Source organism: Asanoa hainanensis (genome assembly GCF_900188485.1).
In the GTDB taxonomy this organism is placed as follows: Bacteria; Actinomycetota; Actinomycetes; order Mycobacteriales; family Micromonosporaceae; genus Asanoa; species Asanoa hainanensis.
Genome location: NZ_FZPH01000003.1, coordinates 110588 through 123923 on the forward strand (window position 1 = coordinate 110588; position 13336 = coordinate 123923).

14 protein-coding genes are annotated in these 13336 nt (G+C 70.9%); 6 read left to right on the forward strand and 8 right to left on the reverse strand.

Translation table 11 applies throughout. The features are described from left to right. Positions 1-48: 48 nt before the first annotated feature. From CHC05_RS08040 to CHC05_RS08060, 5 genes are read right to left on the reverse strand one after another with little or no spacing between them, the layout of a single operon-like run. Complete coding sequence (locus CHC05_RS08040; RefSeq protein WP_089246364.1) at positions 49-822, reverse strand: GNAT family N-acetyltransferase; 774 nt, start codon at positions 820-822, stop codon at positions 49-51. Positions 823-866: 44 nt separating this feature from the next. Continuing rightward, positions 867-2090, reverse strand: a complete 1224-nt coding sequence (locus CHC05_RS08045; protein ID WP_089246366.1) for a cellulase-like family protein — start codon at positions 2088-2090, stop codon at positions 867-869. Continuing rightward, the gene (locus CHC05_RS08050) at positions 2087-2923 is read right to left on the reverse strand and encodes a carbohydrate ABC transporter permease (RefSeq protein ID WP_089246368.1); all 837 of its coding nucleotides are present in this window, start codon (positions 2921-2923) and stop codon (positions 2087-2089) included. The genes CHC05_RS08045 and CHC05_RS08050 overlap by 4 nt, the downstream gene beginning before the upstream one ends. Continuing rightward, positions 2923-3831 carry a carbohydrate ABC transporter permease gene (locus CHC05_RS08055; RefSeq protein ID WP_218824487.1) on the reverse strand — a complete coding sequence of 303 codons (909 nt, stop codon included), beginning with the start codon at positions 3829-3831 and terminating at the stop codon, positions 2923-2925. The genes CHC05_RS08050 and CHC05_RS08055 overlap by 1 nt, the downstream gene beginning before the upstream one ends. After that, positions 3828-5105 (reverse strand): ABC transporter substrate-binding protein, encoded by a 1278-nt coding sequence (locus tag CHC05_RS08060; protein WP_089246372.1) that lies wholly within the window; start codon positions 5103-5105, stop codon positions 3828-3830. The genes CHC05_RS08055 and CHC05_RS08060 overlap by 4 nt, the downstream gene beginning before the upstream one ends. Positions 5106-5264: 159 nt before the next feature. On the opposite strand from CHC05_RS08060, the gene CHC05_RS08065 reads away from it, so the two are divergent. Genes CHC05_RS08065 through CHC05_RS08085 form a run of 5 tightly spaced genes read left to right on the forward strand, consistent with a single transcriptional unit; the run spans position 5265 to position 9297 of the window. Continuing rightward, entirely contained in the window at positions 5265-6014 is a 750-nt protein-coding gene (locus CHC05_RS08065; protein ID WP_089246374.1) for an SDR family NAD(P)-dependent oxidoreductase, read from the forward strand. 8 nt (positions 6015-6022) lie between these two features. Further along, on the forward strand, positions 6023-6742 hold the full coding sequence (locus tag CHC05_RS08070) for a FadR/GntR family transcriptional regulator (RefSeq protein ID WP_089246376.1): 720 nt from the start codon (positions 6023-6025) through the stop codon (positions 6740-6742). Further along, positions 6723-7871, forward strand: coding sequence for a galactonate dehydratase (dgoD, locus tag CHC05_RS08075; protein WP_089246378.1), 1149 nt, complete (start codon positions 6723-6725; stop codon positions 7869-7871). The genes CHC05_RS08070 and dgoD overlap by 20 nt, the downstream gene beginning before the upstream one ends. 15 nt (positions 7872-7886) lie before the next feature. After that, positions 7887-8756 carry a class I SAM-dependent methyltransferase gene (locus CHC05_RS08080; RefSeq protein WP_089246380.1) on the forward strand — a complete coding sequence of 290 codons (870 nt, stop codon included), beginning with the start codon at positions 7887-7889 and terminating at the stop codon, positions 8754-8756. Positions 8757-8799: 43 nt separating this feature from the next. Next, positions 8800-9297, forward strand: a complete 498-nt coding sequence (locus CHC05_RS08085; protein WP_089247440.1) for an FBP domain-containing protein — start codon at positions 8800-8802, stop codon at positions 9295-9297. A gap of 5 nt (positions 9298-9302) precedes the next feature. Here CHC05_RS08085 and CHC05_RS08090 read toward each other — a convergent pair whose 3' ends face one another. Beyond that, a complete protein-coding gene (locus CHC05_RS08090; RefSeq protein ID WP_089246382.1) occupies positions 9303-10370 on the reverse strand; it encodes a DUF2855 family protein in 1068 nt (355 codons plus the stop codon). Positions 10371-10436: 66 nt separating this feature from the next. On the opposite strand from CHC05_RS08090, the gene CHC05_RS08095 reads away from it, so the two are divergent. Continuing rightward, positions 10437-11255, forward strand: a complete 819-nt coding sequence (locus CHC05_RS08095; RefSeq protein ID WP_218824488.1) for a serine hydrolase domain-containing protein — start codon at positions 10437-10439, stop codon at positions 11253-11255. On the opposite strand, the gene CHC05_RS08100 is transcribed toward CHC05_RS08095, so the two are convergent. Both CHC05_RS08100 and CHC05_RS08105 read right to left on the reverse strand, forming a co-directional pair. Then, positions 11246-11524 carry a hypothetical protein gene (locus CHC05_RS08100; protein ID WP_089247444.1) on the reverse strand — a complete coding sequence of 93 codons (279 nt, stop codon included), beginning with the start codon at positions 11522-11524 and terminating at the stop codon, positions 11246-11248. The two genes, CHC05_RS08095 and CHC05_RS08100, sit on opposite strands and share 10 nt — an antisense overlap. Before the next feature lie 47 nt (positions 11525-11571). Next, a complete protein-coding gene (locus CHC05_RS08105) occupies positions 11572-13305 on the reverse strand; it encodes a 3-hydroxyacyl-CoA dehydrogenase family protein (RefSeq protein ID WP_425426727.1) in 1734 nt (577 codons plus the stop codon). Positions 13306-13336: the final 31 nt, after the last annotated feature.

Genomic DNA, 13336 nt, shown 5'->3' on the forward strand with positions numbered 1-13336 from the left:
GGGTTGGCCCCCTGGCCCGAGGTACGGAGGATCAGATTATCGGTGCCGTCAAACGGTTTTCGGCGTCCAGACCATGGGCGTGGTCGTGGTGACCGCGCGTAGGCCCAGGCGCTGCAGGATCGGGCGGCTGTCGTCCGAGGCGTCGACCATCAGGTAGCGGATGCCGCGCTCGGTGGCGACCTGGGCCCGCCGCGCGACCAGCGCGCGGTAGATGCCCTTGCGCCGCCACGGCGCGAGCGTCGAGCCACCCCAGAGTCCCGCGAACTCCGTGCCGGGGAAGATCGGCATCCAGGCGGCCGACACGACCTCGCCGGCGGCCTCGGCGACGAAGACGACCAGGTCGTCCGGCGCGGCCTCGATGCGGTCGCGGAGGTCGTCGGCCAGCGACGAGAGGTCGGTGCCCCAGACCGCGGTCTCCATGGCCGCGATCCGGCGCAGGTCCGCGAGGTCGCTCGTGAGCCGGATGGTCACCCCGTCGGGTGCCTCGCCGGCGCCGACCAGGTCCGTCGCCAGGCCGACCAGCACGGTCTCCTGGTCTTCAGGCACGAAGCCGGCCAGCCGGAGCCGGTCGACGAGGTCCGGCCGGTCGTGCCCGTAGGTCTTCCACTCCACCGTCTCGCCGCGGTCGCGGACCCGGGCGATCAACGCGTCCAGGTCCGCGACGCTGAGATCGTCCAGATCCTGGGCGAAGACCATCGAGCGGAACGGCGTCCGCGCCAGCAGGGCGGGGCCGTCCCACTCGGCGTTCCAGGACTTCGGCAAGCGGGCGGCGAGTGTGCCACGGACCTGTCGATCATGTTGGATCAGGAGTTCGTCAGTCATCACGCCGGAGCATGCCAACGGTGCCCGAGCCCGGCAACCCGGTTTCAGCGGTTCCGGAACTCCGCGTTGAGCCGCTGCTGGAGGGCCACGTCCTGCCACATCGGGTGGTGCGGCGCCGCGTTGGAGCAGACCACCGTCCCCCACGCGCCCAGGTCCCGGGCGGTACGCACGGCGTGTGCGCAGATCTCCGCACCGACCGGGCCTTCCTCGAAGTTCGCGTGCAGTGGCGTGTAGCCGACCCAGCCCTCACCGAACACCAGCGGGATGCCCCGCGCGGCGGCGTGGTCGGCCGCCACCTCGAGCCAGGTGTCCATCGTCTGCCGCATCGCGTGCCGGTGCTCGGCGTAGCGGTCGTACAGCCAGCGGTCCCATTTGTCAGGGTCGCACCAGTCGTGGGTGTAGATCTCGCGGTGCGGCACGATCGTCGCCTCGCTCTTCCACGACGCCGGCGGCCGCCAGTCCTCGAGCTTGGGCGCACCGTCGCGCAACAGCTCGAGGAAGGCCCGGTCCTGCGGAAAGGCTTTAGCCGTGTCGCGCAGCGCGAACTCCTCGTAGAGCTGGCCCAGCACCCCGTACACGTAGGGATGGAAGACCGCGACGTCCATGTTGCGCGGCAGCCCGCGCATCTCGCCCACCGGCACGCGGGCGTAGTTGACGGTCACCGGCACCGCCGGGTGCCGCTGCTTGAACCGGTCGATCCCGAGCTCCAGCGAGTCGCGCAGACCCACCACGCCCTCGCCGGCGTGCAGCCCGCTGTACTGCACCTCGTTGTGCAGCTCGACGTACGCGATCACGTCGTCGAGACCCGCCGCGCGCACGAAGTCGACCAGGTCGGCGTGGGCGTCGGCCAGAGCGACGGCACGCGAGGCGCGCGGCACCGCCTGCATCGCCCGGTGCCACGCGTCGTCGACCCCGAACGACGGGCTCTGCTGGTATTCCCAGCTCGACACGATGATCCGGCAGTCGTGCGCCTTGGCCTGCCGGAACAGCTCCAGCAGGTGGGCCCGGCCGTCGAGCGCGGGGCCGTCCGGCACGTCGTACCAGCGGGTGCGTTGCCCGAACTCGCCACCGAGCCCGGTGAACCGCAACGCCGAGGTGTCGAGCCCCGAGCCGAACAGCAGGTACGGCATCGCGCAGACGCGCACGGTGTCGTAACCCCGCTCGACGGCCTCCGCGAACGCCGAACCCAGGTCCGCGAACGGCTCGCCCGGCCCGGTGCGGGTGTACCAGGTGAAGTCCCACAACGAGATGGTCATCGGCGTCGTCATTTGTTGGATCCCATCAGCAGGCCCGAGACGAAGTGGCGCTGGAAGGCGAAGAACACGATGGCGGTGGGCACCGCCGCGATCACCGAGGCGGCCGCGACCACGTTCCAGTTGCTGACGTACCCACCCTGGAGGTTGAGCAGCGCGGCGGTGACCGGCAGCTTGGCCTCGGTGCGCAACACGGTGATCGCCCAGATCAGGTCGTTGAAGATCCAGGTCGTGGCCAGCGCGCCGAGGGCCGCCAGCGACGGCCGGCACAGCGGCATGATGATCCGCGCGTAGATCTGCACCGGGCCCGCGCCGTCGATCCGCGCCGCCTCGGTCAGCTCACCCGGGATCGACCGCATGAAGCCGTGCAGCACGAAGGTGTAGAAGCCGAGACCGAAGCCCACGTGGATCGTGACCAACGCGAACAGCGTGTCGTAGATGCCCAGCGACTCCATCACCCGCGACACCGGGATCAGCAGGATCTGGGGCGGCAGCAGGTTGCCGGCCAGCATCGTGAGCAGGATCGCCCGCCGGCCGGGGATGTTGAACCGGGCGAGCGCGTACGCCGCCCAGGACGCGAGCAGCAGGCTGAGGATCACGGCTGGGACGGTCACCTGAACACTCGTCCACAGTGCCCGGCCCATCGTGCCCCGGCCGAGGGCCTCGCGGAAGCCTTCGAGGCCGAACGAGACCGGCCAGGCGGCCGTGCCGTTGGCGGCGATGTCGTCGAACGACCGGAACGCCAGGACGACGACGAACACCATGGGCGCCACCCAGAGCAGGGTGAGCGGCGCCATGACGGCGTGGAAAACCCAGCCACGACGGCGTTTGAGGGTCGCGGTGGACATCAGGCGATCTCCTCCTTGGTGGCCCGGACCAGGTACGTGATGATGAAGATCAGTGCGAGCACGAAGATCACCACGGCGATCGCCGACGCGTAGCCCAGGTTCAGGAACGTGAAGCCCTGCTGGAACATGTACGTGCTGAGCAGCTCGGACGAGTGGTAGGGCCCGCCCTGGGTCATCGCCCAGACGATGTCGAAGGTACGCAGCGAGTCGATCACGGTGACCGCGAACACCACCGTGTTGACGCCGCGCAGCTGCGGCCAGGTGACGAAGCGGAACCGTTGCCACGCACCGGCGCCGTCGACCGCGGACGCGTCGTCCAGCGTCGGGTCGGTGCTCTTCAGCCCGGCCAGGTAGAGCACCATCACGTAGCCGACCTGGCGCCAGACCGCGGCGATCAGCACCGCGTAGAGCGCGGTGTCCGGGTCGGCCAGCCACTGCCGCTCGACGCTTTCGAGGCCGATAGCGCCGAGCAGCGTGTTGATGGTGCCGTCCGGCTGGTACTGCACCCGCCAGAACAGGCCGGTCACCGCGAGCGAGAACACCATCGGCAGGTAGATCGCGCTGCGGTAGAGGCCGACGCCGCGGCGGGGGCGGTTGAGCGCCACAGCGAGTGCCAGCCCGCCCACGACCGAGAGCCCGCCGAAGCCGACCGCCCAGATGACGTTGTTCCACAGGGCGCCGCGGAAGATCTCGTCGGAGAACAGGTTCTTGAAGTTGTCGAGCCCGACGGGCTGGGCAGCGCCCAGCCCGTTCCACTCGGTCAACGACAGGTAGAAGCTGTTGACCGCCGGCCAGAACACCATGCCGACCTCGACCGCGGCTGGGATCAGCAGGAAGAACCAGATCACCTTGGGTACGGCGCGCAGGCCCGTGCGCCTGCGCCGTGGTGGTGCCGCCACCGAGGTCACGACCCGAGGACCTTCTTCGCGGACTCCTGCCATTCAGCCAGGATCTTGTTGACGTCGCCGGGCTTGTCCAGGAACTTGGTCAGCGCGGTGTCGGCCGTGGTCTGCAGCTCGTCGCTGGAGTCCCGGTTGAAGAACTGGGTGATCGCCTTGCTCTCGTTGAGCAGCTTGATGCCCTTCTGCACCAGCGGTGCGAAGGTGCTCGTGTCGACCGCCTGCGACGTGGGCAGGTTCGACGACTTGGCGAGCTGGATGAACTGCTGCTGGGCCGGCGCCGACGCCAGGTACGACAGCAGCTCCTTGGCACCCGCGGTGTTCTTCGACTTGGCGCTGGCGAAGTAGCCGTCCGTGGGGGCCTCCTCGGCGACCGGCACGCTCGGGTCGATGATCGGCACCCGGAAGAAGTCGAGGTCGTCGACGGCATCGCTCGGCACGCCGGAGGTGATGAACGCGCCGATCAGGTTCATGCCGGCCTTCTTCGAGGTCAGCGGGGTGACCGCGTCCTGCCACGAGTACGACCGGCCCTTGGGGTCGATGTACTCGACGAGCTGGCGGTAGTGGTCCATGACGGTCTTGACCTCGGGGCCGTCGAAGGAGTGCTTGCCGGCCAGCAGCTCGCGGTGGAACTCGGCGCCGTTGATCCGCAGGTTCAGGTAGTCGAACCAGCCCGAGGCGACCCACGGGGTCGACCCGGTGCCCATGCTGATCGGCGCGACGCCCTTGCTCTTGATGGTCTTGCAGACCGCGATGAACTCGTCCCAGGTGGTCGGGACCTGCACGCCCCACTCCTGGAACGCGGACTTCCGGTAGAAGACGCCCCACCAGTAGTAGTTGGTGGGCACGAAGATCTGCTTGCCGTCCGCAGTGGACAGTTCCTTGAGCGCGGGCGAGAAGTTGGCGCACGCCCCGCTGCCGGTCCACAGGTCGGACACGTCGAGCAGGAAGCCCTTGCTGGCGTAGTCCCGGGCCACCGAGCCGGCGTACCAGGTCAGCACGTCCGGCGGGTTGCCCGAGTTGAGGTAGGTGGGCAGCTGCGCCCGGAACGTCTCGATCGCGATGGTGTTCAGGGTGACCGGGGTCTTCCCGTAGCCCTCGACCACCTTGGTCAGCGCGGCCTTGGGATCGGGGTCGGAAAGCGAAGACTGCAAGGTCAGCGTCGAAGAGGCGGCACCGGCACTGTCGTCACTGCCGGTAGCGCAAGCACCGAGAAGCGAAGCAGCACCGATACCGCCGATCCCGGCGAGGAACCCGCGGCGACTGAAGGGTGCAGAACTCATGCGAAGCCTCCGTACTTTCTAAGGCGCCTGGACCTTCGGTCGGCGCAGTGCAAAGGGGAAACGGGGGAGTCGTGTTTCCAAGAGGTTGCAACACAGTCAATGGCCTGTCAACATATCTTCGTAATTAATGAAGACTTCGTGACCAAGGGGGTTTGGCGCATGGCGGGTCGCTTCGCAGGTCGCACCGCGATTGTCACGGGTGCGGCCGGAGGCATCGGCGCTGCCTGCGCGAGGCGGTTGGCGGCCGAGGGCGCCGCGGTGGTGCTCACCGACGTGCGGCCGGCGGACGAGGTCGCGGACTCGATCCGCGCGTCCGGCGGGCGGGCGCACGCACTGCTGGCGGACGCCTCCGACGAGGCCGACTGGGCTCAGGTCGCGGCTACCGCCAGTGACGGGTTCGGGCCCGTCGGCGTGCTGGTCAGCAATGCGTACACAGTGGACGTTCTGCCCGCCGGGCAGACCAGCCTCGAGTCCTGGAACCGGCAGATCGCGGTCACGCTGACGGGTACTTTCCTCGGCGTCAAGGCGCTGCTGCCCGACCTGACCGCGCACGACGGCAGCGTCGTCGTGGTCTCGTCGGTGCACGCGCTGGTCGGCCTGCCCGGACGTCCGGCGTACGCGGCGGCCAAGGGCGGCCTAACGGCCCTGGCCCGGCAGCTCGCCGTGGAGTATGGTCCGGCGCTGCGGGTCAACACCGTCCTACCTGGACCGATCATGACCGCCGCATGGGACTGGGTGTCCGCGGAAGACCGCGCGAGCAGTGTGGCCGAGACGGTGGCCAAGCGGTTCGGCACGCCCGACGAGGTGGCCGCCGCGGTCGCGTTCCTCGCCTCACCCGAAGCGGCCTACGTGACCGGCGCGAGCCTGGTGGTCGACGGCGGTTGGACTGCCACCAAAGCATCGGCCTAAGGGGAGACATGCAGCAGTACACGGCGCGTGGCGTGCACGGCCAGACGGTGGAGGTGCTCGCGCAGCGGATCCTCACCGGCCAGCTCCCCGAGGGCGCGATCCTCGACCTGACCGCGTTGCAGAGCGAGTTCGACGTCAGCCTCACCGTGCTCCGCGAGGCGTTGCGGGTGCTGGCCGCCAAGGGACTCGTCGACGCCCGACCCAAGCGCGGCACGTTCGTGCGCCCGCGCTCGGCCTGGAGCCTGCTCGACGGCGACGTGCTCCGGTGGCAGTTCGCCCGCTCGCCCGGGCCGGGCCTCTTCGACGACCTGCACGAGCTGCGCAGCATCGTCGAGCCCGGTGCCGCCAGCCTGGCCGCCTCCCGCGCGACCGAGGCGGACCTGGCGGCGCTGGACGCCGCCCTGGAAGACATGGCCGCCGCCGGGTCCGACCCGCTCGCCGCGGTCGCCGCCGACCTCGCCTTCCACCGCGCGCTGCTCGCCGCCACCCACAACGAGCTCATCCAGCGCATGGAGGTGGTGATCGAGACGGGGCTGGCCGAACGCGACCGGATGGTGCACGGCACGGACGGCCCCAGCGATCCGGTGCCCAGCCACAAAGCAGTGGTCGACGGGATCCGACGACACAACCCCGCCCAGGCCGCGCGCGCCATGCGCAAACTGCTCGACCAGGCCATCGAAGACGTGGCCAGGCTGGAGAGGAACCACCTTGAAGATCGACAAGATTGAGACCTTCCTCGTACCCCCGCGCTGGCTGTTCGTCCGCGTCGCCACCGACGAGGGCCTGGTCGGTTGGGGCGAGCCGGTGGTCGAGGGCCGCGCCGAGGTGGTCCGGACCGCGGTCGAGGTGCTCTCCGAATACCTGCTCGGTGAGGACCCGCTGCGGATCGAGCAGCACTGGCAGGTGCTGTCCAAGGGCGGCTTCTACCGGGGTGGTCCGGTGCTCTCCAGCGCCGTCGCCGGCCTCGACCAGGCCCTCTGGGACATCGCGGGCCAGGCCTACGGCGCGCCGGTGCACGCCCTGATCGGCGGTGCGGTCCGCGACCAGGCCCGGGTGTACGCGTGGATCGGCGGCGACGAGCCCGACGAGCTCACCGACGCGGTGGCCGCGCACGTCGAGGCCGGGATGACCGCGGTCAAGATGAACGCGAGCGGCCGGCTCTCCCCCGTGCCGACCAGCGGCGAGCTCGACCGGATCGTGCGCCGCCTCGCCGCCGCCCGGGAGGCGCTCGGCGACGACCGCGACCTGGCGGTCGACCTGCACGGCCGGGCCACGCTGCCGGCGGCCCGGATGATCCTGCCGGCCATCGCCCCGCTGCGACCGCTGCTGGTCGAGGAGCCGCTGGTGCCGGAGCAGACCCACCTGCTCGGCGACCTGGTCGCCCGCACCTCGATCCCGGTGGCCACCGGTGAGCGGATCTACGACCGGGCCGGCTTCCTGCCCGCCCTGACCGCCGGCGTGGGCGTCGTGCAGCCGGACCTGTCACACGCCGGTGGCATCTCCGAGGTGCGCCGGATCGCCGCGCTCGCGGAGACCTACGGCGCGCTGTTCGCGCCGCACTGCCCGCTCGGCCCGATCGCGCTGGCGGCCAGCCTGCAGGTCGCGTTCGCGACGCCCAACTTCCTGATCCAGGAACAGAGCATGGGCATCCACTACCACCGCGGCGGCGCGGACCTGCTCGACTACGTGGCCGACCCGGAGCCGCTGCGGATCGTCGCCGGACACATCGCCCGCTGGGACGCGCCGGGCCTCGGCATCACGATCGACGAACAGGCGGTCCGCCAGGCCGACGCGGCCGGACACGCCTGGCGCAACCCGGTCTGGCGGCAGGAAGACGGTTCGTTCGCCGAATGGTGACGTACCGTCGAGTTGATGTCCGAGAACCCGCGGGCGAGCCGCACCGCTGTCTTGGTGTGCCAGGGCCGCGCCGCCGCGCACGGCCTGGTGGCGCCTGAGCGGTTCAGTGATCCGACCGCGCTGCCGTTGCTGCGCGCCGACGAGCGCGAAGCCGTGGTCTGGGTACGCGACGGCCGGGCGCCCAAGGAATGGCGGACCCGGGTCGCGTACGAGACGGTCAAGGCGATCACCGAGCTGATGGTGCCGCGGACCGTGGCCATCGACGACGCCGTGCGGGCCCGGCCCGGTCAACAGGTCGTCATCCTCGGCGCCGGGCTGGACGGCCGGGCCTGGCGGATGCCTGAGCTCGCCGAGGTCGCGGTGTTCGAGGTCGACCAGCCGGCCTCGCAACAGGACAAGCGGTCCCGCGCCGGCGTGCTCTCCGGCCGAGCCCCGACGTACGTGCCGGTCGACTTCCGCGAAGACGACCTCAGCCGGACGCTGGCCGCGGCCGGGCATCTCGGCGACCGGCCGACCACCTGGGTCTGGGAGGGCGTCGTCCCGTACCTCACCCCGGCCGAGGTCGAGGCCACGCTCGCCGCGGTGGCCGCCTGTTCCGCGCCGGGCAGCCGGCTGGTCGTCAACTTCCAGCTACCGGTGCCGTTCCTCAAGCTCGGCTTCCTGGTGGGCCGGGCGCTCTCCCGGTCCGCCGGCCAGACCAGCGTCTTCACCCGCGAGCCCTGGCGGTCGACCTGGACGCCGAGCGCGATGGCGGACCTGCTGGCCCGGCACGGTTTCACCGTCACGGCGGACCAGAACGTCCTCGACGTGGCGGAGAGCCTGCCGGTGCCGATCTGGCACCGCCGTTCGCTCGCGCAGAGCCAGGTCCAGGTCGCCGACCGCTGAAAACCGGGTGACCGCGCGGCCGGTCGCGGCTAGTTTCGCGGGCGTGGAACCGCTGACCGAGGACGCCATCCGGGGCTCGTTCGTCAACTGCAGCAAGGGCGAGGCCGCCCGGATCAAACTGCCGGCCGGGCCCGTGCCCTGGGCCGACCTCGACTTTCTCGGCTGGACCGACCCGTCGGCGCCCTTGCGCGCGCTGCTCGTGGTGCCCGGCGAGTCCGGGCCGACCGGCGTCCTGTTGCGCCGGCCCGAGCCGCGCAGGTCGGCCTTCTCCCGGTCGAGCATGTGCAAGGTCTGCCTGACCGGCCACGGCGCCTCCGGTGTGGCGTTGTTCGTCGCGCCGCTGGCCGGCCCCGCCGGGCGCAACGGCAACACCGTCGGCGAATACCTGTGCTCCGACCTGGCCTGCTCGCTCTACCTGCGGGGCAAGCGCCAGCCGAAGATGCTGCTGACCCGCTACGAGGAGACGCTGACCCTCGACGAGCGGATCGCCCGGGCGCTGACCAACCTGACCGCCTTCACCGAGCGGGTCAAGGCTGGGTGATCCGCTCATAGGCGCAGGACCTGGCCCACCTGGGCCGGAATGCGGCCCGCGAGCGCGTCCTGCCAGGCGGTGCCCAGCGCCTCCGGGCCGTCCCCGACCCGCACGTCGACCCGCGGGCCCAGCGCGTCGACGAACCGGCGCCAGGCCACCCCGAACCGCCGCTCGAGCTCGTCGCGGCCCCAGTCCTCGCCGCGCTTGCGCATCTGGGTCGGTGCGAAGAAGAACTCGCCAGCGCTGCCCGCGTTGGGGATCTGGTACGTCAACCCGACCGCCACGTCGCGGACCAGGTGGTCGCCGAGGTGCTCGCGGAGCGCGTGCCTGGTAGCCGGGGCGCCGGCCAGGTCCAGGTACGCGGTCGGCACCGGGGTCAGCGTCTCCGCCTGGGCGTAGGTGAGCACGTCGTCGTAGCAGCCGAGCGACTCGGTGTAGTCGACGTTGCCCGGCGAGGTCAGCCCGACGACCCGCGGGCCACGACCATGCAGTTCGAAGGCGGCGGCGTACGCGGTCTTGCTGGACGCCGACGAGAGCACGAGCGTGGTCGCGCCGAAGAAGTCGTTGTCGGCCAGGTAGTCGGCCAGCATGAACGAGGTGTAGAACAGCGGCCGGAACAGCACCAGCAGGTCTTCCTCGTCGGCCCGGTACGCACCGTCACCGGTGGTCACCCGGTAGGCGTTGTACGGCGAGGGCAGCCCGGCCCGGTGCGCGCTGGCGTCCCGGAAGCCGCTCGCGTCGACCCGGTCGGGCCGCACCACGAGATGCGTCGCCGGTGGCAGGTAGCCGTAGACCCGCTGGCCGGCGGTGACGCCGTCGACGGTCGAGGCGACCACGTCCGCGAAACCCCAGAGCGGCACGAGCCCCCACCCCGCCTCGATGCCGCGGTGCTCCGGCGGGAAGAACCGCCAGTAGCCGAACGACTCACCGAGCACGGCGTACGTCACGTTGTTGGCGGTCATCCCCACCCGGTCGACCCGCAACAACGCCTCACCGTCGGCGATCTCGGGCACCGGCCCGTCGACGACGCTGGTGCGGGTCAGATCCTCACGATCAACAGCAAACGTCCACGAAGGAGCCATTCAGCGACCGTAGAGACCCAGGACCGCCCGGACAAGACTCGGCCGGCAATCCGTTAGCGTTGCGCTGTGCCCGACTCGCAAGCCCTCGCCCTGGTCAGCTCGTGGCCGGTGGACACCGTCGCCGTCGCCGTCGTCAACCGGGACGGCGTCCTGGCCCGCACCGGCCCGGACACCCCGCTGCCCTGGGCGTCGGTCACCAAGCCACTGACCGCGCTGACCGTGCTGGCCGCGATCGACGACGGCCTGGTCGCGCTCGACGACCCGGCCGGCCCGCCCGGCTCGACCGTCCGCCACCTGCTGGCGCACGCCTCCGGCCTCAACTTCGGCGACGACCAGGTGATGGGCCAGCCCGGCCAGCGCCGGATCTACTCCAACCGCGGCTTCGAGGTGCTGGCCGACTTCGTGGCGGAGCGGGCCGAGGGCAGCTTCGCGGATCTGATGATCGACCTGGTGCTGGACCAGCTCGACATGCCGAACACGGTGCTGGACGGCTCACCGGCGGCGAAGGTGACCGGCTCGATCGCCGACCTGGCGACGCTGGGCCGGGAGCTGCTGAACCCGACGCTGGCACCGGCGCTGACCCGAGAGGCCGCCGGGGTGGCGTTCCCGGGCCTGTCCGGCGTGCTCCCCGGCTACGGCCGGCAGGACCCCAACGACTGGGGGCTCGGCTTCGAGATCCGGTCGCACAAGAGCCCGCACTGGACGGGTGCCGACAACTCGCCCGCCACCTTCGGGCACTTCGGCCAGACCGGCACGTTCCTCTGGGTCGACCCGGTGGCCGGCCTCGCCTGCGCCTGCCTGACGGACCGAAACTTCGGCGAGTGGGCGCACCCGCTCTGGCCGGCACTCTCCGACGCGGTGCTCGCGGAGTTCGGTCAGCCGTAGCGGGGGGCGTTGCGCGACCGCACCACGCCCGGCGCGCGCCGGTCTCGCGCCCGCCAGCAGCCGCTGTGCCAGTGCCGCCGGTCGGTCAGGTCGCCGCGCTCGTCGGCCGGCCACACCACGACGTGCGCGGTGCCGGGCATGATCTCCTGGTCGCAACCGGGGCAGCGGTAGACCTTCGCGCTGGCACCACCGGGCACCAACCGCACCATCCACTCGCCGTGCCGGTCGCCCTCGATCGAGCTGCCGCGCCGCAGCGACTCGTCGTCCAGCGGACGCCCGTCATCGGGCTTCGGACGGTTGCGACGGGGGCTCACATCTAAAGGTTAGTGTGGTCGCGGAAACCCCGGCCGGCCTTGCGTCCCACGTAGCCCGCGGTCACCAGGTGTTCCAGCAGCGGAGCCGGGGCGAAGCCGGGTTCGCGGAGTTCTAGATAGAGCTCGCGCTGGATCGCCAGCGCCACGTCGAGGCCGACCGTGTCGAGCAGCTCGAACGGGCCCATCGGGTAGCCGCAGCCCAGCTTCATGGCGTAGTCGATGTCGTCGGCCGACGCGTACGAGGCCTCGAGCATCCGGACCGCGTCGTTCAGGTACGGGAAGAGCAGTGCGTTGACGATGAAACCGGACCGGTCGGCACAGTGCACCCCGGTCTTGCCCAGCGCCGCCACCAGCGCGTCCGCCGCGGCGGTGGTCTCCGGCGCGGTGCGGATGGTGCGCACGATCTCGACCAGCGCCATCACCGGCGCCGGGTTGAAGAAGTGCAGGCCCACGACGTCGGCCGGGCGCTGGGTGGCCATCGCGATCTCGATCACCGGCAGCGACGAGGTGGTGGTGGCGAGCACCACACCCGGCTTGCAGATCTCGTCGAGGGCGGCGAACACGGCTTTCTTGACCGAGAGCTCCTCGACCACCGACTCGATCACCAGGTCGACGTCGTCGAGGTCCTCGAGCCGGTGCGACCAGGTGATCCGGGCCAGTGCCGCCGCCTGGTCGTCCTCGGTCAGCTTGCCCTTCACCACCGCCTTGGCCAGCGACCCCTGGACCGCCGCGGTGACGGCCGCGGTCTTCGCCTCGCCCCGGGTCACCGAGACCACGTCGAAGCCCGCGCGGGCGGCCACCTCGACGATGCCACGGGCCATCACGCCGGAGCCGACCACGCCGATCGTGGTGATCTGGGTCGACCCGGCGGGCTCCGGTGCGGCGGTGAGCTCGTCGGCCACGACCTTGGGCGAGCCCGGGCCCTCGTACGTGTAGAAGCCCCGCCCGGTCTTGCGGCCGAGCAGGCCCGCCGTGACCATCTGCTTGATCAGCGGGACGGGGGCGTGCCGGCGGTCGCGCCCGCCCCGGCGGTACATCGTGTCCAGGATCTCGTACGCGGTGTCGATGCCGATCAGGTCCATCAGCGCCAGCGGGCCCATCGGGAGCCCGCAGCCGAGCCGCATCGCCGCGTCGATGTCCTCGCGGGTCGCGTAACGCGCCTCCAGCATCGACACGGCCTGGTTGAGGTAGCCGAAGAGCAGCGCGTTGGCGATGAAGCCGGCCCGGTCGTTGATCGTCACGTCGGTCTTGCCGAGCCGGGCGCAGAGCGCCTCGACGTCGGCCACCACCTCGGGCGCGGTGACCACCGTGCGGACGATCTCGACCAGCTTCATCACCGGCGCCGGGTTGAAGAAGTGCACGCCGATGACCTGGTTGGGCCGGGTCGTGGCGACGGAGATCTCGGTGACCGACAGCGACGAGGTGTTGGTGGCCAGGATCGCGCCGGGCTTGCAGACCCGGTCGAGCTCGGCGAAGATCCGCTGCTTGAGCGGGAGCTGCTCGGGGACGGCCTCGATGACCAGGTCGACGTCGTGCAGCGCGGCGAAGCCGACCGCGAAGCCGACCCGGGCGAAGATCTCGTCGCGCGCGGCCGGCGTCAGCTTGCCCTTGGCCACGGCCCGGTCGATCGAGCCGACCAGCGTCGCCTGGCCCCGCTCGACCGCCTCGTCGGTGACCTCGACCGCGACGACATCGATCCCGCTGCGCGCGAAGACCTCGACGATGCCCGCGCCCATCGTGCCGAGTCCGACAACTCCGACGGTGTTG